The sequence below is a fragment of the Bacillus sp. B-jedd genome (assembly GCF_000821085.1).
Lineage (GTDB): Bacteria > Bacillota > Bacilli > Bacillales > Cytobacillaceae > Bacillus_D.
The window spans coordinates 2,006,193-2,023,487 of sequence record NZ_CCXR01000001.1 but is presented as its reverse complement, the minus strand read 5'-3'; the positions used below and the strand labels follow the sequence as shown (position 1 = coordinate 2,023,487).

Sequence of the window (17,295 nt, the reverse complement as noted above, 5' to 3'; positions counted from 1 at the left end):
AATATTTCACAATGTCCTTTGTTACTGAAAAACTTCTTGCTATGTTTTAAAATTTATTCATAAACAATCTTTAGAGAATCCACTTTATACCCCTCAGCTAGGGCGTGAAAAGTATACTGAGATTTTTGAGCAGAGGTTTTTGCTAGATATAATGTACCTTCTTTGCCATTGGCTTCTATATAGTTTACAAGGTATCCCCTTTTTACGTAAATATACCAATTACCATTTAATTTGAGCATTGTTGTTTCGTTTGGTTTCTTTTTAGCTTCTTCCCATTGTTCCTTTAACTCTTCAGGAATTAACTCATCAATATTACCAGTTGTCATCTTAGGTTGATTTTTGAGTTGTAATTCATAACTTGTGTATCCTTCTAAATTCGGTGTAAATTTGTCACTATCAATCGGGACGTTTATCTCTAATTTCGTAGGATGTAAATAATCCACGATGTCACCAGCGGAATTATACGTCTCATACTTAACTAATATCCCCGTATCCTTATCCACCCAAAATCGGAATGATTGGAATTCTCTATGGTTTTTTGTACCTTTTATAACAATCGTATTATGACCCAGTAATTCTTCATTTTGTTTTTCGATGTCCCAGGAATTTAAGTCTCTTGTATAGTTAGAGGCTATTTCATAGGGAAACAGAGTTTCATTTGCTGAACCAATCGGAGGTCTCTCTCGATAATTCGTGACATTTATCCCTTCATGATCAACTGTAAATGCATTTTCTATATTTAATGTTCCTGAACTACTTCCTTCTGAATAACTCATTTGCCTGTAAGTGTGTGTCTGTTCAATTAAATTCCATACCGTTCCATCTTTATAGTATTCATAGAAAGTATCGTTTTTATCATTTTCCTTATACGTTCTTTTTCCGAATCCCCCTGGTTGATTCTTTAAACTAATGGCATATTCAACAACAGTATAACCTTGGTCAACCCCAGAATAGGATTTGAATTCTCCAACGGCAGTTTCAAAATAATCTACTGAATTAATCATTTTAGTCAGGATTTCTTCTTTAGTCATATCTTCAAAATTTTCTTCTTGCTTAGGTGGTATATATGCTGTTTTTTCATCTGAAGATTTAAGAGATTCTAGCGTTTTTTTATTCGGATCATTCGCTTGGTTAACTTCAGGCTCATTAAATGAATTTAGTTGCGTACCAACAAAATGGGTTATACCAAAAAAAATTAAAGAAACGACTGAAATGCTAAGCACAGTATTAAATATATTTTTTAGCAAAATTCCTTGCTTTTGAAATTCGGATTTTTCAATTGAGTTCAAGACTTGTTGATACTGCTTAGCATCAAAATACACTTCTCTTAGAATGGTTTCATCCATTTTTTCTTTTAAATTTTCTAGTCTATTTTCCACTAATTGCCCACGCTCCTTCATAACCTTCCTTTAATTTTTGGCGTCCCCGATGCAATCTAGTTCTAACCGTATTAGAATTGATCTTTAACATGTCCGATATTTCCTCAATCGAAAACTCCTGATAATAAAATAAGATAATGACTTCCCTTAATTTCACTGGCAGCTCTATTACCTGTCTTGAAATTAATTGATTTTCCTCCACGCCGAAAAATGAATGCTCTAGAGAAGAGTGGGTCTGTTTTGGCTTAATGAAATCCGTAAAATACAAATTTTTAAAAGCCCAACTCCTTAAAACATCTTTACATTTGTTCACAGTAATTCGTATCAGCCATGTTTTATAAGATGATTCATTACGAAAGGAATCCAGTTTCTCGTAGCACTTTATAAATACCTCTTGTGCAACATCTTCTGCCAGTTGTTTTTGTTTCAAATAAGTATAAGCAATTCTAATAACATCATTGCCGTAAGCCTTCATTAACCATTTCAGCTTTTCTTCACGATTTAATTGATTTAGGGGTTCTGAGTTAGAGACATCAGCCATGTCGATCATTTACTTCTCCCATTCCTTGTATTTTGTAATTAGACGATTTGTAATTTTTAAATGTTCCATTTTGGGATATTACATAAAAAAACTTTCTGCTAACTAATTAGCTCTCAATATAAAAAAGCTACCAATGGTAGCTGATTACTTTAGCTCAAATTCAATGTTATCTTTTTGAGACTTTTTTTGGAATAATTTTCTTATTAAACTAAACTGCCCTGTTAGTTAAATAAATAGAAAGAGGGCTGCCTAAAAACACCCCCTTTATTGAAGTAAAGCACCCGTTTGTTTAAGTACATTTATTCACAAAGTTTTATTATGTAATGACTTTCCAAATGCCAAGTTAGCTTTATAAATCCTGATTTAAATAATATAAGTTAGAGCCTCCGACAAATTGCCTTATTTCAGCTCCCTCTTTATACAATTTTTGTGCTGTTTCAGAATAATAGTGATTCTTATTAAACACCTTTAACTCAGTCATTTCATTATAAATCCAAGCTCCCTTTAACATTGTTTTCTTATAATCCTTAATTACTTTTTGCCATACTTTCAACGCTTCCTTATCATCTGCCAATGTGCCTATAGATGATTCCGTTAAAAATTTTTCATTTTGTCTCCCTAATTGGAATACCAGGCAATTTTTGTTTATTCGAACAAAATCTAAATAATCATTTGGCATTATATCTTGCGGCTTTGATACCAATAAAAAAATCATATTACTATCATTTATGAAACTCAGTTTTTCTTCAAATTCATTTTTAGATATCAATAAGTATTCAAATTCTGGAAATAATTTCGCAGAAAACATATATAAATCGAACAAGTTTTGTGAATTTTTTACAACTTCAATGATTTCACTTTTAGTTGCGTGAAATTGAAAAATTATATTAGCCATGTATATTTATCAACTCCTCTAACTTATTTAAGTTGCTATTGAGATTCAGGGTAAATGAACAAATATAATTATGAATTCTTATTAATTCTCCATTGTTTTTGCCAATACCTTCTTAAAGTAAACTGCCCCGTTTGTTTAATAACGAATGCAACAAAAAATGCGGCTAATCCTTCTTGCAATAACGTACTCGTTACTGTATTTTTACAAATTTAAACCCCATTAACAATTGCTACCTAAGCATTCCGTATAAGATGAATAACGTTATTAAGCCTATAATCCACAAAAAAGGAACTTTATTCATCCTTCGAGCTTCCTGGTATAAACCTTGGCGAAGATATCTGTTAGCAATAAAACAAGTAATAACAGTAATTATCACAAAAGCAGGGTATGAGAAAAAAAGAAGCCAACTAAATAATTCTTTTTCGGAACCTGGTGCATCAAAGGTAAATCCCATAATGATTAATCCTGGAATGCCACCTATAACTGAAATCGCTCCGTAAGCGGCTTGTGCCCTTGTCAGTTCATCTTCAACTTTATCTTTTAACTCATCTTGTTCCAATTAAATTCTCCTCTATTTTCGGTACATATTAATTCAACTAACCTGCCCCGTTTGTTGAATAAGGACATCTACAAAAAAGGGCATTAATCCTCAAGATCAATGCACCTACTTACTTTTTAGCAACACCTTAACAATTCTAAATAATAGGAATCCAAAGCCAATATAAATAGCTAATATTATTAACGATACGATGATGTTGAATATCATATAAACCCCCTGTTTATTATTTATAGTTTTATTTCACCACTTAGTTCCAATTAACACATGACTTTTTATTGAACTATCCTGCTCCGTATGTTCAATAAGACTTCTTCAAAAAAGGGGGGCAATACTTCTGGGATCAAAGCACCCGTTAGCAGTATAACTAAAAGTGCTTATTTTTCTTTTTCTTGTTTTAACAATTCTATTATTTCATTGTTTTGTTCACTGACTTTTCTTAATTTCACTTCAATTGATAGACAGGTAATGGCTATCACAACAACTCCAACCGTTATAATAAATTCCATATTATCGACCTCTTTTCCCTTCATAATAAAAGTAAATTTATATATTTCTAAAGCTATCCCTCTTCCACAAACTTGCCCCGTTAGTTAAGTAGAACTGTTCACAATCTTTATGGCATATTATCTTTTATTTATTTTTTGTCTATTTTCCAGTAATCTAAGACGATTTGCATATCAACTTTTATGTTAAATTGCAGGGGTACCACAGCCATTGTACCCTTACAAATTGGTGTATATTTTCGCATACAAATTTCAGTGTATTTTTTGCTTAAATCGCTTTATATCATAAAAAATGAGTGACAATTTAGCATGCACTTTGCCACTCATTTTACTATACATTTTCGAATGTTTGCGATAGCGAACGGAACCTATTAGTTTTGGGGAGTGTCCTATCTATGACCTTATCTCATCAAAAGGAATTGATTTCCCATTAACTAAAACTTCAAGAACATCGTGTTTTGATTCTGTTGTTAAATAATAAACATAACGTTTTATTGAATTATCATCCCCATTCAGCACTTTGAACTTGATCACTACTTTATTTCCCTGGGGGACTAATTTTGATTCAACGTCTCCTCTTGAATGGAAAATGATATATGATCCTTTTTTGCCATCGCGAATGGATTGTAGTTTATAATTCGGGTTAATATTTTCCTGTACGCTTTTCGGAACTCTATCAACTTCTTTAAAACTTAAAGTTGATGTACTGCATGCTGACAATAATATAATCAAAGCTATTGCAATCCCTAACACCTTTTTCATGGATTCCACCCCCTTAGGATTATTTTACCTTATTTTCCTAAGTGTGGAACCATTTGATAAAAATTAACTCTAATTCCCCAACCTATTCCCGAAACTTAATCTGTTTCGCAAATTCAATCAACACATCCCTTTTCGCACCAGAAATATAATAGTCATAGTTTTTCGTCGAGATGAATATTTCTGCGTAACCAAGATCACGGTTGGAGATGAGCGCACGCTGATTGTTAATAACCACTTCTTCCCTTAATGGTGGAACAGTTTGCAGGTCATTGGTTTGTCCAGTTTTGTTTATGTTCGTATGCATGGAAATTTGGTTGTCCTCTGTCGGAAACCAAATATAGGACTCAGGTCTATAATCGACCTTATAAGTTGGTACCTCACTTCTAACCCCCGGAACCACTCCAACCAGATTTAAAGGGACAATCGCTTCCGTAGTGAAAACCAAAGACTTAACGCCATCAACCTCAATAATTGATCCAACAGGTTCCCTCCATTCCTGTCCTTGAGAGGCAATTTGATGATCCGCCTCCTTAATCGGAAGGAATTGGGCAGCGCCAATCAACAGAATCGCCAATACCGCCGCAAGGCTTGAATAATAAACTACTAATTCTTTTGTTCTTCCCGTTTTTTGTTGCCTTAGCATAGACTTATTAATATTATTTTTCACAGCTTGCCTGCGACTCGTGTCCCAGACAAGATCAGCATTTAACTGTGCGAAAGCCCCATCCAGATGTCCGTCAATATATGGTTCTTTCATGCCAGAACCCCTCCTTTTCGAATTGTTTTTCCAGTGCTGGCAATGCTCTAAACAAAGTGGACTTTACCTTGCTTTCCGACCAATTTAAGATGTTTGCCGTTTCTTCAATGGAGAAGCCTTTGAGTTTCCGGAGTATGATTACTTCCCGATAAGAACTTTTTAACTGTGCCAGAGCCAGATACAGTTCTTTGGAGCTTTCACGCATTTCCAGCAATTCCTCAGGAAGTGGCTGTTTGTCTTTTTTATTCGTGAACAGGTCTTTAATAACGGTAATCGGCTTATGTTTTCTAATATGGTCTATCGTTACATTATGTGCAATCCGGAATAACCATGTTTTCGGGTTTGAGTCGCCTTTAAATGAATGATAATTCGAATAGGCTTTTACAAATGTCTCCTGTGTCAAGTCTTCAGCCTGTTGATAATCCCGAATCATCAGTAGAATATATTTAAAGACCGGAAAGCCGTAATCCTCATACCATTCTTCTATTTCTCTATTTCTCTGCACATCCTATCCCCCCTTCTATTTTGCAAAAGACAATCATAGTTTCGTACTATTACCTGGTTCTTTCCGATTCTTCCCCACCTCCCTTGTTATCAAAAAATCAATATTTAGACGGATGGGGAAAAATAAAGTTGTAGAATTTTGAAAAAATTATCTTTTTTGTTCGATTTATGTAAATTACTGAAACGCAGCCTCACCTGCACCGATTTCAATCTCCCGCAAATCCTGAAAATACACTTCCAGGAACTTGGCTTCAAGTATGCCGTAGTAGTAGGCAATCGGCCTTTTAACGTTCGTCTTAGCCTTCATTTTCCCAATCAGCTGCCTGAATGCGTGAAGCGCAATTTCCAGAACAGTATCCATTCTTTCCTCGAGGCAATTCCGGTACGCCGCGATTCTGGTCATCCGCCAATACTCCTCAATCGTTTTGGCATCGTTAAAGAAGTATTTGACAAGACTGACAAAAGGCTGAGGGACTTTATCGTTTGCAAAAGTATGATCCAGCTGCTGCTGATCAACCGGATTTTCCAGCTGGCATTCTACTGGACGTTCTTTACTCTTTTGATTTTCTAGTATTGAAAGATTGATAGTTTCTGGGTGGTTCATTTTTCCGCCTTTAGGTGGTTCATTTGAGGGAAAACGGTTGAAAACATACAAGTTACTGGATTGAGATCCGTTTTTCCGTTCCGTTTCACGTACCTCCATAATGCCGAACTTGATCGCTTTCTGGATCTTCCGCTTGAAGGTGGAACGGGAAATCCCATTCTCGTTGTATTCCTCATGAATCGCCTTCAGCATCGTCCCAATCTTCGCATTGCACACACCAGGAACCTTAGCCGAAAAACGCACAAGCCGCTTCAGGCCGACAAGCTCCCCTTTTGCAAAATCAGCTCTATGAAGCAGCATCCACTGCTCCATATGGGTATTAAATTCCTTCAAATCTTTAAACTTTGAAAACTCCGCGAATGCCTCAATTTTGCCCGATTTAATTGTCATTCATCTGCACCACCCTTTCACCTCTTACATACAAAGCGAGTGGCGAAATGGACATGGTGGAAAAAAGAGATTGTGGCTGTTTTGTGAATGATTGTATGTGCTGCAGAATTGGTGCTGACAGTAAGGTTGGACTAAGTTGAACTCCAGATAAAGACGGTTGCTTTAAACGGGCAGACTCATTGTAATCGTTCTAGGTTTGAAACCCAATTTTTCGTACAATTTAATGGCCTGATTTTCTGCATATACACTTAACCGAACCTCTGAAAATCCTTGGTTTTTAAGCTGGTCCATACCTGTTTCCATCAATTGCTTTGAAATACCCTTTCCTCTAAAATCCTCTAAAACAAAAAGTTCGTAAATAAATCCTATTTTCATCTCAGTAAATTGGTCTTTACTTGGCCCTATAAAAATCCAACCCATAAGATGATCGTCTTCCGTCGCGACAAGATAATAGCAACCTTTTTGCAATAAAGGTTCGATAAGTTGCTTGACCTTTTCATCAGAAACTTTTGCCTCGCTTAATGTACCTTCGAATAATGCTTGTGGGGAAAGGGATAAAATCTTTTTAAACTCTGAATTGGTTGGTTTTCTAATTTCCATAAATCAAGTTCTCCTTAACTGAATTTTTATGTATTATTTCCTTTTCTACGCGTCTTCTCTACTCTTCTATTACTAGCTCTGATTCCGTGTAAAATCTTCTTTCAACAATTCTTTCTTAAGTTTTCACTTATCTTCATGATTTTTCGTTAAACCTTACTATATCATCATCTTGTCATTCTTTTTTGCTTTGTTGAACCTTTTTCAAATTAATATCCGTCTATACGTTAGCAGGCAATTAGGGGGAGTTATTTATGCACCAAATCCGGCGGGAGGATTACAGTTCGGATGAAGAATTACTGGAAAGCCTAATCGATTTATACGCGGAAGGCATCAAGAAATTATTATTTACATATGTAAAGGAATGGTCTATTGCGGAGGATTTAACACAGGAGACCTACATTTCGTGTTACAAAATGCTGAAGGATTTTCGCGGGGATAGCTCATTAAAGACTTGGCTATACAAAATCGCCATCAATAAATGCAAAGACTACATGCGAACAAAATGGTTCCAATATAGAACGCCATTTGAATTTTTGCATGAGCGAACCGCAGGTGAGGACATATCGGTTGAAGAGAAAATGCTTGGGAAGGAAAATGATCTTTTTCTGGCCAGGAATGTCTTATCACTGCCCCAAATCTATCGGGAGGTCATCGTCCTTCATTATTATGAAGATTTGAAAATAGGAGAAATTGAGGAATTGACGGGATATAAGCAAGACACAATCAAAACACGCTTGCGCCGTGCAAAAAATCAACTTCGAATAAAGATGGGAGGCGATGAAGAATGGAAACGCAATTAATGAATTTGAAAAAGAGCATGGACAGGACGGTTCTGGAGCCTGGGAAAATGTCTGCAGCAGATAAGGCCCGGCTATTTAATACTTCCATCAACGGAAAGAGTCACACAAGACGTAACTATTTTGCCCCAATGGCTTCCCTCATTTTTATTATGAGTTTTTCCTTCGTGTTTGGCCATTTCATTTTGCAAAATTTGATGGATAGAAGTGCGGAAAATTCCCCTTCATCCCTTCTTGGCAATGAAGAGATTAAAAACCTTAAGATTGGTGTCGTTGGGAAACCACCGAAAGTTAATGAGAAGAAAGTGAAGTTTGAAGAAATTACTCTAACTGAAATGGCAAAAATGGATCTATCATCAGAATACGATGGAGTGTTTATCATGGAGGATTTCCTGCGCGACGCAGCAAAGCCCGAATATGCAATAATCTACAGAAATTCTGGTATTCCTATCTTCTTCATTCAAACCAAAAGCACCTTTTTGCCATTTGTTAATGAGGATATTGATTACGAGGATTTTCTAGAGGAAGATACACCTGAATATGCGACAGGGTATTACCAAAACGGAGAAACAGCACAGACCTGGGAATATGGTTTATATAACGACAAATTATCAGAGAAGAACATAAAAGATGTGTATTCGAGAATTTTCAAGACAATAGACTCACTTGAAGAAAACAAAGATCATTAATTTTACCGCCGCTAAAGAAAAACTATCCCGTTCGAGTGTAAAGAAACCTTTACACTCGATCCCCATTAATATGGTTTTATGGTTTTATATAAAGAGTATAAAACAAGGCACGGTTGAAGTTCCTTGTTAACCCCTAGCTCAACGAGAATTTCAACAAAAGCTTACGTTAATCATTAAATTATCAAACCCGAGTCCAAGCATTTTTAATAATTTTATTTTAATCTCTTTATTTCAGCTTTCTCTATCGAATCGCCAGTAATCTCAAAGAACACTTCTTTATTTTTGTCTAATTCAAAGGTAAGCTTTTGGTTAATCGCCTTTTTATTTGTATTACTCCCTTTGGGTTTACCAACCAGGACCTCGACCTTCATTTCAGCATTTCTATCTAAGACAAAATCATCATCAAAGAATTCAAACCTAAGTGATTCCCCCTTTTTTATTTTGGAACCGTCCCCATTCACAGATGTCTGTGATGCTGCTATAGGTGATTGATTCGTCAGAAATAATTCAAGTCCATAAACATCAAAATTTGTGTTATTTTTTATATCGATTATCATACTGTTCTTGCTTGGCCCAGGTGGATAAGGAGAACTAAAAAAGTGTGTACAAGCGGACAAAAAAGTAATTAATAAAATTGCGACTCCTACCTTCAATGTTTTGATCACGAGACCACCCCTTAGAAAAATATAATACCTAGCCAAAACAACTATATAGAATTACTATGTATAGGTATTGTAATTTATTTCTAATTTATTTTCAATTGTTTTTTAATAAACCTACACATTTACTTTTATTTACTATGAAGCTTTGATTGATAAATATCGTGTATTAAGTGTATTTGGTAACGGACAGAGATATACAGCTATCAACAATCATCTTACTAATGGTTTACTATTAAGCCTCCATCATTTTGATTTGGAATCACCACATAAAATGGTCGACCCTCCCTCATAAAAAGTTATATACAATGATTCAAGCTCTCATTATAATAATGAGAAAGATTCATAGTTACATAGCTAATCAATAACGGAAAGGAGCACCCAAAATGGAGAACTTCTATTTATTCATCCTTATGTGTATTTTCTTCGTCATTTTGCCTGGTCCTGATATTGCGATTATTACTAAAAATACGGTTACAGTTGGGAAAGCCGGTGGTGTTAGAACGGTTATGGGTGCTTGCTGTGCCCTGCTGATCCATACGACTGCGGCGGTATTAGGACTTTCAGCGATCATTATGAAATCAGCGTTATTATTTTCCGTCCTGAAGTATGTTGGGGCTGTTTACTTGTTGTACCTGGGGATTAAAACACTATGGTCCATAAAGAATAAGGGATCGGCGTCAAGCGTCGAGACTCATGCGAAAAGCAGGATTAAAAGCGAATCCAGTTTTAAGCAAGGATTCCTGACTGATCTCCTGAATCCTAAAGTTGCACTTCTATTCCTAACCTTCTTCCCACAGTTCGTTGACCATGGGAGTAGTAGTGTATTACCGTTCATCCTCATGGGTCTGACATACACAATGATCACGGCCCTATGGTGCTTCTTTTATGTCCTATTAATCAATCGGATAAGTGCTTTTATGAAAAATCCTAAAACACAATCGATTATTGAAGGCATCACCGGAACAATACTGATTGGATTTGGGATTAGGTTGTTTCTAGAAAAAGCACATAACTAAATTTAAAAAAACAAGACCCTTGATTTTCAAAATCAAAGGGTCTTGTTTGTTTTTAGAATCGTCTCAACTTCTTCTTAATATACTCTGTCACCATTAAAAATCGAATTCTTTACGATTGCATAATCGACGTTCCGGATGGCGGATAGCTTGTTGCCTCCCGCATACGAAATTGATGATTGAAGGTCCTGCTCCATTTCAACGAGCGTGTCCTTGATTGGGCCTCTGTACTCAACATGCATTTTCTTGCCTTCGACGTTTCTTTTTTCGCCTTTTTGAAATTCGGAAGCTGAACCGAAATATTCTTTATAAAGCTTTCCGTGAACTTCAACTGTTTCTCCAGGAGATTCTTCATGGCCGGCAAAAAGCGAACCAATCATGACCATTGACGCTCCGAAACGGACCGATTTTGCAATGTCGCCATTTGTACGGATTCCGCCGTCAGCAATAATCGGCTTGCTCGCGGCTTTCGCGCACCATCTTACAGCAGCCAGCTGCCAGCCGCCGGTTCCGAAACCTGTTTTAATTTTCGTGATGCACACTTTGCCAGGTCCAATTCCAACCTTGGTCGCATCCGCACCCGCATTTTCGAGTTCCCGTACTGCTTCCGGAGTTCCAACATTGCCTGCAATTACGAAGCTTTCTGGAAGATGTTTTTTAATATGCTTAATCATATTGATAACCGAATCGGAATGGCCATGGGCAATATCAATCGTAATGTACTCAGGAACTAATTGTTCCTCTGCCAATTGCTCGATGAACCGGTATTCGTCGTCTTTAACGCCGACGCTAATCGAAGCATATAAACCGCGGGACCTCATATCTTTTACAAAATCAATCCGCTTTTCAGGCTGAAAACGATGCATGATATAGAAATAGTTGTTCTCAGCCAACTTGATTGCCAGGCTTTCATCAATAATCGTTTGCATATTTGCCGGTACGACCGGCAGCCTAAACGTACGTCCGCCAAACTCTACAGATGTATCACATTCAGAACGGCTCTTCACAATCGATTTCGCCGGAATAAGTTGAATATCCTCATAATCAAAAACAGTATCCATTTCGCATACTCCCCTTTTAATTCGCAAAGTAATAATTTTAGTTAATTTTCATTTCACTTTAGATGTTCAAAACACAATTATTAGTTTAATAGACGAACAATTTAAAGTCAACTAATTTAAACGTTCGTAAATAACTCGTTTCATATTTAATTCAGAAAATTATTTAGATTTCACACATGCAAGATATATTACCAAAGCGCTCTTCAACATTCTTTCCAATGATTTCTTAAGGTGGAGGACTAAATTGACTAAACAAGGAGAAGATAATCTCAAGAAATCAACTGCAGGAGAAATCAACATGACAAACTCATCAATGTCGGATTCCCATAAACAATCCTCAACAGGCCGGTGGCTTGGCGGCATCGGCTTTACCTTCATTATTGCCTTTATTAGTTTTCAACTAGCAAAATTACCAGGCCTGAACCACCTGGGCCCACTGGCCTGTGCGATTATCATCGCTGTCGTTTATCGGCAAATACGGGGCTATCCGGAAAAAATCCGATCAGGAATCCAATTTTCTTCTAAAAGGCTGTTACGGTTTGCCATTATTCTATACGGCTTGAAGTTGAATATTGATGTTGTCCTTCACCAGGGATTAGGACTGCTTGTCAGAGATGTGGGTACCATCATTTTTTCAATTCTCATTATGATGTTACTGGCAAAATTGTTTAAGGCGGACTCTTCCCTATCTTTATTACTAGGAATTGGGACAGGCATTTGCGGCGCGGCAGCTATTGCAGCCGTGTCGCCAATTTTGAAAGCAAAGGAGGAAGATACCGCTATCGGGGCCGGGATTATCGCGTTAGTGGGGACCATCTTCGCTATTACCTATACAGTGGTTAGACCATACCTTCCCTTAACGGACCTTCAATATGGAATTTGGTCAGGCATAGGACTGCATGAAATTGCCCACGTGGCTCTAGCAGGTGAACCTGCCGGCCATGATGCCTTGGCCATAGCACTATTGGCCAAATTAGGGCGTGTCTTCCTTCTAGTCCCTCTAAGTTTTCTCCTCATGTATTGGATGAAACGTAAAAGTAATGACGAATCAGATGATACCGCTAAAGTTGAATTTCCATGGTTCTTGATTGGCTTCATCTTGATGAGCCTTTTTGGAAGTTATGTGCTCGGAAACATGATTCCTGTCACAGACAAGGTAATGAATGGTGTATCCATTTTTACATCCTTCATTCTGACGATGGCAATGATTGGCTTAGGATTGAACGTCAGTCTGAAAGCCCTTCGAACAAAAGCATTGAGGCCGCTGCTTGCCATGGTAGTAACGTCAGTGCTTCTGTCACTCGTCACCTATTTCATTCTCTGATGAGCTGACAAAGCGGATAGGCAAACTCAACTTGTGGATAATAGGGATATCGATAAAATGGAGGGATAAAAATGTCAAAAACTGAATTAAAAGTATCCGATAACGGTCCTATCGTTATTAAGGGAGAATTCGAGCTGCTGGACGGAGAAGGAAATCCTTACAAAACGGGAGAACAAATCAAACTATGTCGATGTGGGTTGTCGAATCACAAACCATTCTGCGATGGTTCCCACCGGGGGAAGTTTGAAAGCGAGGTAAGAGCAACTTAATAATTATAGAATCTATTACTGCGGCTTCACTAAAAAGCAGCCTGGACGATAAGATCAGTCCAAGCTGCTTTGATTAAGGCTGAAGTGCTGATCAAACCAACGTTATATTTAAAACTGCATTCAAATTAGGATTCATAGAAAAAGTACGGCTTTTACTTATTGTTTCTTCAAAAAGATGTTTCAGCTTTCGGCCTGATTTTAGCAGGTTTTCCACTGAGATAAATTCAGGATAAGTTAGAAGATAAGCTTGAATAAAAGCAGGATCCAATGTTTCATATGCTTTAAATTGATGGAGCTTTTTCTCTTCGTTCATGGCTTGTACGATTAAAGTATATTCCCTCATTCGCTGAAGCAGAGTTAATGCATAGATCAAGTTGTTTCTCTTTAACTCCTTCTCCAATCCGAACGCACAATAAGCAAACTCAAATGGAACATCAAAATGGACTTCATATTTTAATGGATTCTGTAAAAAACGCTCATTTTCTACATTCATTTTTTCGGTTACAAGACCTGATTTATCAACAATCACTTTCCATAATGGTGATTTTACAATTAACAATTCTCTTGGAACAATCGAAATATTAAATTCTAATTTATTTTCCAGAATCGCAATAACCAACAACACATTCTCGTAGAAATTCTTCTCTTTGATTAAAACAGGATTGAAATCACCCAACGTTTCAAGAACCACTTCTTTCGTTTTGGCCGAATCTTCTCCAGACGAAATGGATATCATTAAATCAATATCAGATAAGACATCCTTGTATCCAGCTACCCCCGATCCCAACTGGATGATGCCTTCTACTAAATTGGAGGCCTGTAATTTATCAATTGTACGGTTAAAATAATGATCTCTTTCTGCAAAACTGACCATCCTACTGCCCCCTCAGACTTCTAATAAGCCATTTCTATGATTCGCTTCATTCGATCATGATCAGGATTTATATCCACTTTTGAACTCAATTCAGTATTGAGCCGAAGGATTTCTGGAACCATACAAACCATGGTTTTCATAATTTGATTGGCATTCCGGCAGCAATCCCAACTCGCCAGTAAGGACAATTGCCATTCTGCCAGCTTGCTTCTCTTCCCCTCAATTTTTGACCATACCCCATATGGGCTGTCCAGGTGCTGATCCATTTCCATATACCAGCCTGAAGCAACCAGCCAGCGGATTCTATCCAGGTTAGCTAAAGCATAATAATACCCTTCCCGCATAACCGCTCGGTACGTTTCATGGATAAAGGCAAGAATCTTCCCCCTCCAGAACAGTACTTCTTCGGGTGAGACCTTATACACAATAGCTGCTGACTCTTTTAGGATCGGTCCGATTAGGTTCTTAGGATCATAATGAACCTCACAACCCTTTAACCAGACGGAAGGCTTCACTTCTTCAGGAGAATGGTACCAGCTATCTACTTTTACAAACGATATATAATGTGTCACCACCACAGGCGAATCAGGATGGAAGTCTTCGTAAAACAATACCTCTCCCCATTTTGTCGCCCTTTCCCTCTTATTCCTAATAAATGAAGCCTTCTTTTCCGGCAAAACAATTGTATGTAAATCAATGTCGGAATAATGATCAAAGTTACCTTTTGCCAATGACCCGCCCTGGTAAATAGCTAGCACATTTGGGTCCCCGCATAAATCATCCAAAGCGTTTTTCAAAAGAACTTCCCGTGATTCTGGCAAATTTGAATCCCTTTTTACATGTCTACTGACAAATCCCACACATTCAAACCAACTCCTTAGCAAAATGCTTTTACCCATAATAGCATAAAACTAAAAATTGGAAAATAATAGTTCGGCCCATTCGGAAATCTTCAATAGTGGTGCATATAGCTGGATAAGGGATAGAAATAGAATGGAAGGAAGTTTATTGCTATCATAGAGTTAATGAAACCCAGGAAAATAGAGGGGAGATTGACGAATGATAACAGAAAACAAAGTAGCCCAACCGATTGCAGAGAAACGACTAGGTTTTACCGTTGTCTTGCATTTCTTTTTAATACTTGCAGCAAGCTCCGTGCCAGAAGGGCGTTTTTTCTTTTGGCTTGCCATAAATCTAAGCGTGGAAGCTTTACTAGTCTTTCGTGTCCTTATGATGTGGAATCGATACAAACACGACACAAAGCGATACTATTCCATTCAAGTGTATTGGATGCTAATCGGGTTCTCGATTTTCGCGGTATTGCCTTTTGTGAGAATGAGCTATGTAACAGAAGTTTTCTGGCTACTGCTCATTGGCACTCTGCTGCTCTTCCTGCTAGGACATCTTTTGAAAGAGAGAATAGGATTGGTCTTTGTAAATCCGCGTAAAGCAAAGCAACTTGCCCTGTGGCCGAAAGCTCTTGCCGGAATTGTCATTATTGGAATTGCAATCATGGCAGTTCTACGATTTCAATCGGTGGACGAAAATGTTGGCCTAGCTGCCTTTTTATACATGCTCGGTTTATTTGCATTGTTTATCGCAACTCCATTTTCGCTTCCGGAAGAACGGATAGAGAAACTGAAAACCGAATGAAATTTAATGGAATTAAGTCTTATTTAAAGAAATTTAAGCTTTGCCATATGGAAACTACTAAAAAGAAAACGATTATGGCAAAAGAAAACCAAGAGTAAAAGTTCTTTTTCGTTTGCATTAACCGAGATGCAAAGAGAATTAGTATAATAATCAATAATCCCATTCCTATTATGGCGATTAACATATTTAGCAAGAACATAATTCTCCCCACCTTTTCTATCTAGATCTTTATAAATGGAAGCTTTCCCCAATACTATCATTTAAACAGAAATATAGTATAGTCTCTAAACAACAAAATATTAAGAGAATTTGGCGGATTTTCCCTAAAAATATCTGGATTCGGTTGCCTCCCCTTTTTTGCGATAGTCAGATTCAGCCGCTTATAATAGTAGTAACTGCCGGTCTGATTAAGCCGGTAAATAAAGTACGTGTAAGGAGGCCGCTATGCAAAAAATATTCCCACATTTATGGTATGACACTGAGGCAAAAGAAGCCGCGGAGTTTTATATCGGATTATTTGAGGATTCCAGGCTGCTAAATGTCACGGTTCTCGAAAACACTCCTTCTGGCGACGCAGAATATGTGAGTTTTGAACTGGCTGGACAACGGTTTGATGCAATGAGTGCAGGTCCTTACTTCAAATTCAATCCATCCATTTCCTTATTCGTATCCTGTTCATCCAAAGATGAAGTAAACGAAAAATGGAATGCCCTAATGGATGGCGGCAAAGAGTTAATGCCCTTGGGTGAATACGCTTTTAGCAAATGGTATGGCTGGGTTCAGGATCGCTTTGGACTTTCTTGGCAGTTGATGTTTATGGAAAGCGAACCGCTGCAAAAGATTACCCCGAATCTTCTTTTTTCAAAAGATGTATGCGGGAAAGCCGAAGAAGCAGTAAAGTACTACACGGAAATATTTGAGAATTCGGAAGTAACCTCAGTCAAAAGATACGAAGAAGGAGAAACGGAGTCACCGAATGCAAAGGTGAAATATGCCGGATTTCAGCTTAACGGTCTCCACTTTTCAGCTATGGATAATGGCTTCGACGAAGAATACAAATTCAACGAAGCCATTTCTTTCACGATAAGCTGCAAGGATCAGCAAGAAATTGATTATTATTGGGAAAAGCTATCAGCCGTCCCTGAGGCAGAACAATGCGGATGGTTAAAAGACCAATTTGGCGTATCATGGCAAATTGTCCCCGACAACATGGATGAAATCATGTTTAAGGGTCCTAAAGAAGAAGCCAAAAGAGTCACACAGGCAGTTTTAAAAATGAAGAAACTTGATATCGCCGCTTTGGAAAAAGCTCGATTGGAAAGCGGGAAATGATTCGAGGAATAAACTAGATCTTCTTGAAAAAAGGGTTGTTAGATTTGCCCTTACAATTGCTAAAACAAGCCGTCTTCCCAAAAGGAAACGGCTTTATTGCTGTTATATCTTGTTTTTCGAACATGCG

Annotated in this window: 21 protein-coding genes; 7 read left to right on the top strand and 14 right to left on the bottom strand. The window is 37.5% G+C overall.

Features of this window, described 5'->3' with window-relative positions; all coding sequences use genetic code 11:
• Positions 1-53: 53 nt before the first annotated feature.
• From BN1002_RS09875 to BN1002_RS09835, 10 genes are all read right to left on the bottom strand, one after another.
• Positions 54-1,379: a sigma-E factor regulatory protein RseB domain-containing protein gene (locus BN1002_RS09875; RefSeq protein WP_048824864.1), complete on the bottom strand. Its 1,326-nt coding sequence runs from the start codon at positions 1,377-1,379 to the stop codon at positions 54-56.
• The gene (locus BN1002_RS09870; RefSeq protein WP_048824863.1) at positions 1,369-1,929 is read right to left on the bottom strand and encodes a sigma-70 family RNA polymerase sigma factor; all 561 of its coding nucleotides are present in this window, start codon (positions 1,927-1,929) and stop codon (positions 1,369-1,371) included. The genes BN1002_RS09875 and BN1002_RS09870 overlap by 11 nt, the downstream gene beginning before the upstream one ends.
• 340 nt (positions 1,930-2,269) lie before the next feature.
• Positions 2,270-2,815 carry a hypothetical protein gene (locus BN1002_RS09865; RefSeq protein WP_048824862.1) on the bottom strand — a complete coding sequence of 182 codons (546 nt, stop codon included), beginning with the start codon at positions 2,813-2,815 and terminating at the stop codon, positions 2,270-2,272.
• 229 nt (positions 2,816-3,044) lie between these two features.
• Entirely contained in the window at positions 3,045-3,374 is a 330-nt protein-coding gene (locus BN1002_RS09860) for a hypothetical protein (RefSeq protein WP_048824861.1), read from the bottom strand.
• A 374-nt stretch (positions 3,375-3,748) separates the two neighbouring features.
• A complete protein-coding gene (locus tag BN1002_RS24355) occupies positions 3,749-3,880 on the bottom strand; it encodes a hypothetical protein (protein ID WP_269429792.1) in 132 nt (43 codons plus the stop codon).
• Positions 3,881-4,270: 390 nt separating this feature from the next.
• Positions 4,271-4,639, bottom strand: a complete 369-nt coding sequence (locus BN1002_RS09855; RefSeq protein WP_048824859.1) for a hypothetical protein — start codon at positions 4,637-4,639, stop codon at positions 4,271-4,273.
• 82 nt (positions 4,640-4,721) lie between these two features.
• Positions 4,722-5,396 (bottom strand): hypothetical protein, encoded by a 675-nt coding sequence (locus BN1002_RS09850; RefSeq protein ID WP_048824858.1) that lies wholly within the window; start codon positions 5,394-5,396, stop codon positions 4,722-4,724.
• Positions 5,377-5,901 (bottom strand): RNA polymerase sigma factor, encoded by a 525-nt coding sequence (locus BN1002_RS09845; protein ID WP_231575016.1) that lies wholly within the window; start codon positions 5,899-5,901, stop codon positions 5,377-5,379. The genes BN1002_RS09850 and BN1002_RS09845 overlap by 20 nt, the downstream gene beginning before the upstream one ends.
• A 174-nt stretch (positions 5,902-6,075) precedes the next feature.
• The gene (locus BN1002_RS09840; protein WP_048824857.1) at positions 6,076-6,894 is read right to left on the bottom strand and encodes a hypothetical protein; all 819 of its coding nucleotides are present in this window, start codon (positions 6,892-6,894) and stop codon (positions 6,076-6,078) included.
• 162 nt (positions 6,895-7,056) lie between these two features.
• Positions 7,057-7,494 (bottom strand): GNAT family N-acetyltransferase, encoded by a 438-nt coding sequence (locus BN1002_RS09835; RefSeq protein ID WP_048824856.1) that lies wholly within the window; start codon positions 7,492-7,494, stop codon positions 7,057-7,059.
• 251 nt (positions 7,495-7,745) lie between these two features.
• Here BN1002_RS09835 and BN1002_RS09830 point away from each other — a divergent pair, with 251 nt between their 5' ends.
• Together BN1002_RS09830 and BN1002_RS09825 are read left to right on the top strand one after the other, a co-directional pair.
• On the top strand, positions 7,746-8,294 hold the full coding sequence (locus tag BN1002_RS09830; protein WP_048824855.1) for a sigma-70 family RNA polymerase sigma factor: 549 nt from the start codon (positions 7,746-7,748) through the stop codon (positions 8,292-8,294).
• Positions 8,279-8,980 carry a hypothetical protein gene (locus BN1002_RS09825; protein WP_048824853.1) on the top strand — a complete coding sequence of 234 codons (702 nt, stop codon included), beginning with the start codon at positions 8,279-8,281 and terminating at the stop codon, positions 8,978-8,980. Before BN1002_RS09830 ends, BN1002_RS09825 begins: the two co-directional genes overlap by 16 nt.
• Before the next feature lie 212 nt (positions 8,981-9,192).
• Here BN1002_RS09825 and BN1002_RS09820 read toward each other — a convergent pair whose 3' ends face one another.
• Entirely contained in the window at positions 9,193-9,645 is a 453-nt protein-coding gene (locus BN1002_RS09820; RefSeq protein WP_048824852.1) for a hypothetical protein, read from the bottom strand.
• A 380-nt stretch (positions 9,646-10,025) separates the two neighbouring features.
• Between BN1002_RS09820 and BN1002_RS09815 the strand changes: the two genes are divergently transcribed.
• Positions 10,026-10,658 carry a LysE family translocator gene (locus tag BN1002_RS09815; protein ID WP_048824851.1) on the top strand — a complete coding sequence of 211 codons (633 nt, stop codon included), beginning with the start codon at positions 10,026-10,028 and terminating at the stop codon, positions 10,656-10,658.
• Positions 10,659-10,732: 74 nt separating this feature from the next.
• Here the strand turns inward: BN1002_RS09815 and guaC are convergent, their stop codons facing one another.
• Positions 10,733-11,716, bottom strand: a complete 984-nt coding sequence (guaC, locus tag BN1002_RS09810; RefSeq protein WP_048824849.1) for a GMP reductase — start codon at positions 11,714-11,716, stop codon at positions 10,733-10,735.
• Between the two features lie 298 nt (positions 11,717-12,014).
• Between guaC and BN1002_RS09805 the strand changes: the two genes are divergently transcribed.
• A complete protein-coding gene (locus BN1002_RS09805; RefSeq protein WP_048827872.1) occupies positions 12,015-13,040 on the top strand; it encodes a YeiH family protein in 1,026 nt (341 codons plus the stop codon).
• Between the two features lie 71 nt (positions 13,041-13,111).
• Positions 13,112-13,309, top strand: coding sequence for a CDGSH iron-sulfur domain-containing protein (locus BN1002_RS09800; RefSeq protein WP_048824848.1), 198 nt, complete (start codon positions 13,112-13,114; stop codon positions 13,307-13,309).
• Positions 13,310-13,400: 91 nt separating this feature from the next.
• Here BN1002_RS09800 and BN1002_RS09795 read toward each other — a convergent pair whose 3' ends face one another.
• Both BN1002_RS09795 and BN1002_RS09790 read right to left on the bottom strand, forming a co-directional pair.
• Complete coding sequence (locus tag BN1002_RS09795; RefSeq protein WP_048824847.1) at positions 13,401-14,183, bottom strand: aminoglycoside 6-adenylyltransferase; 783 nt, start codon at positions 14,181-14,183, stop codon at positions 13,401-13,403.
• 20 nt (positions 14,184-14,203) lie between these two features.
• Positions 14,204-15,004 carry a hypothetical protein gene (locus BN1002_RS09790; RefSeq protein WP_231575015.1) on the bottom strand — a complete coding sequence of 267 codons (801 nt, stop codon included), beginning with the start codon at positions 15,002-15,004 and terminating at the stop codon, positions 14,204-14,206.
• 238 nt (positions 15,005-15,242) lie between these two features.
• Here BN1002_RS09790 and BN1002_RS09785 point away from each other — a divergent pair, with 238 nt between their 5' ends.
• Together BN1002_RS09785 and BN1002_RS09775 are read left to right on the top strand one after the other, a co-directional pair.
• Complete coding sequence (locus BN1002_RS09785) at positions 15,243-15,836, top strand: hypothetical protein (RefSeq protein ID WP_048824845.1); 594 nt, start codon at positions 15,243-15,245, stop codon at positions 15,834-15,836.
• A 444-nt stretch (positions 15,837-16,280) separates the two neighbouring features.
• Positions 16,281-17,168 carry a VOC family protein gene (locus BN1002_RS09775; protein ID WP_048824843.1) on the top strand — a complete coding sequence of 296 codons (888 nt, stop codon included), beginning with the start codon at positions 16,281-16,283 and terminating at the stop codon, positions 17,166-17,168.
• Positions 17,169-17,295 lie beyond the last annotated feature (127 nt).

Coding starts and splice junctions, on each gene's coding strand:
- BN1002_RS09870 (WP_048824863.1), bottom strand. CDS start 1,929: ATGATCGACATGGCTGATGTCTCTAACTCAGAACCCCTAAATCAATTA.
- BN1002_RS09855 (WP_048824859.1), bottom strand. CDS start 4,639: ATGAAAAAGGTGTTAGGGATTGCAATAGCTTTGATTATATTATTGTCA.
- BN1002_RS09800 (WP_048824848.1), top strand. CDS start 13,112: ATGTCAAAAACTGAATTAAAAGTATCCGATAACGGTCCTATCGTTATT.
- BN1002_RS09840 (WP_048824857.1), bottom strand. CDS start 6,894: ATGACAATTAAATCGGGCAAAATTGAGGCATTCGCGGAGTTTTCAAAG.
- BN1002_RS24355 (WP_269429792.1), bottom strand. CDS start 3,880: ATGGAATTTATTATAACGGTTGGAGTTGTTGTGATAGCCATTACCTGT.
- BN1002_RS09825 (WP_048824853.1), top strand. CDS start 8,279: ATGGAAACGCAATTAATGAATTTGAAAAAGAGCATGGACAGGACGGTT.
- guaC (WP_048824849.1), bottom strand. CDS start 11,716: ATGGATACTGTTTTTGATTATGAGGATATTCAACTTATTCCGGCGAAA.
- BN1002_RS09805 (WP_048827872.1), top strand. CDS start 12,015: ATGACAAACTCATCAATGTCGGATTCCCATAAACAATCCTCAACAGGC.
- BN1002_RS09830 (WP_048824855.1), top strand. CDS start 7,746: ATGCACCAAATCCGGCGGGAGGATTACAGTTCGGATGAAGAATTACTG.
- BN1002_RS09865 (WP_048824862.1), bottom strand. CDS start 2,815: ATGGCTAATATAATTTTTCAATTTCACGCAACTAAAAGTGAAATCATT.
- BN1002_RS09835 (WP_048824856.1), bottom strand. CDS start 7,494: ATGGAAATTAGAAAACCAACCAATTCAGAGTTTAAAAAGATTTTATCC.
- BN1002_RS09785 (WP_048824845.1), top strand. CDS start 15,243: ATGATAACAGAAAACAAAGTAGCCCAACCGATTGCAGAGAAACGACTA.
- BN1002_RS09775 (WP_048824843.1), top strand. CDS start 16,281: ATGCAAAAAATATTCCCACATTTATGGTATGACACTGAGGCAAAAGAA.
- BN1002_RS09815 (WP_048824851.1), top strand. CDS start 10,026: ATGGAGAACTTCTATTTATTCATCCTTATGTGTATTTTCTTCGTCATT.
- BN1002_RS09850 (WP_048824858.1), bottom strand. CDS start 5,396: ATGAAAGAACCATATATTGACGGACATCTGGATGGGGCTTTCGCACAG.
- BN1002_RS09795 (WP_048824847.1), bottom strand. CDS start 14,183: ATGGTCAGTTTTGCAGAAAGAGATCATTATTTTAACCGTACAATTGAT.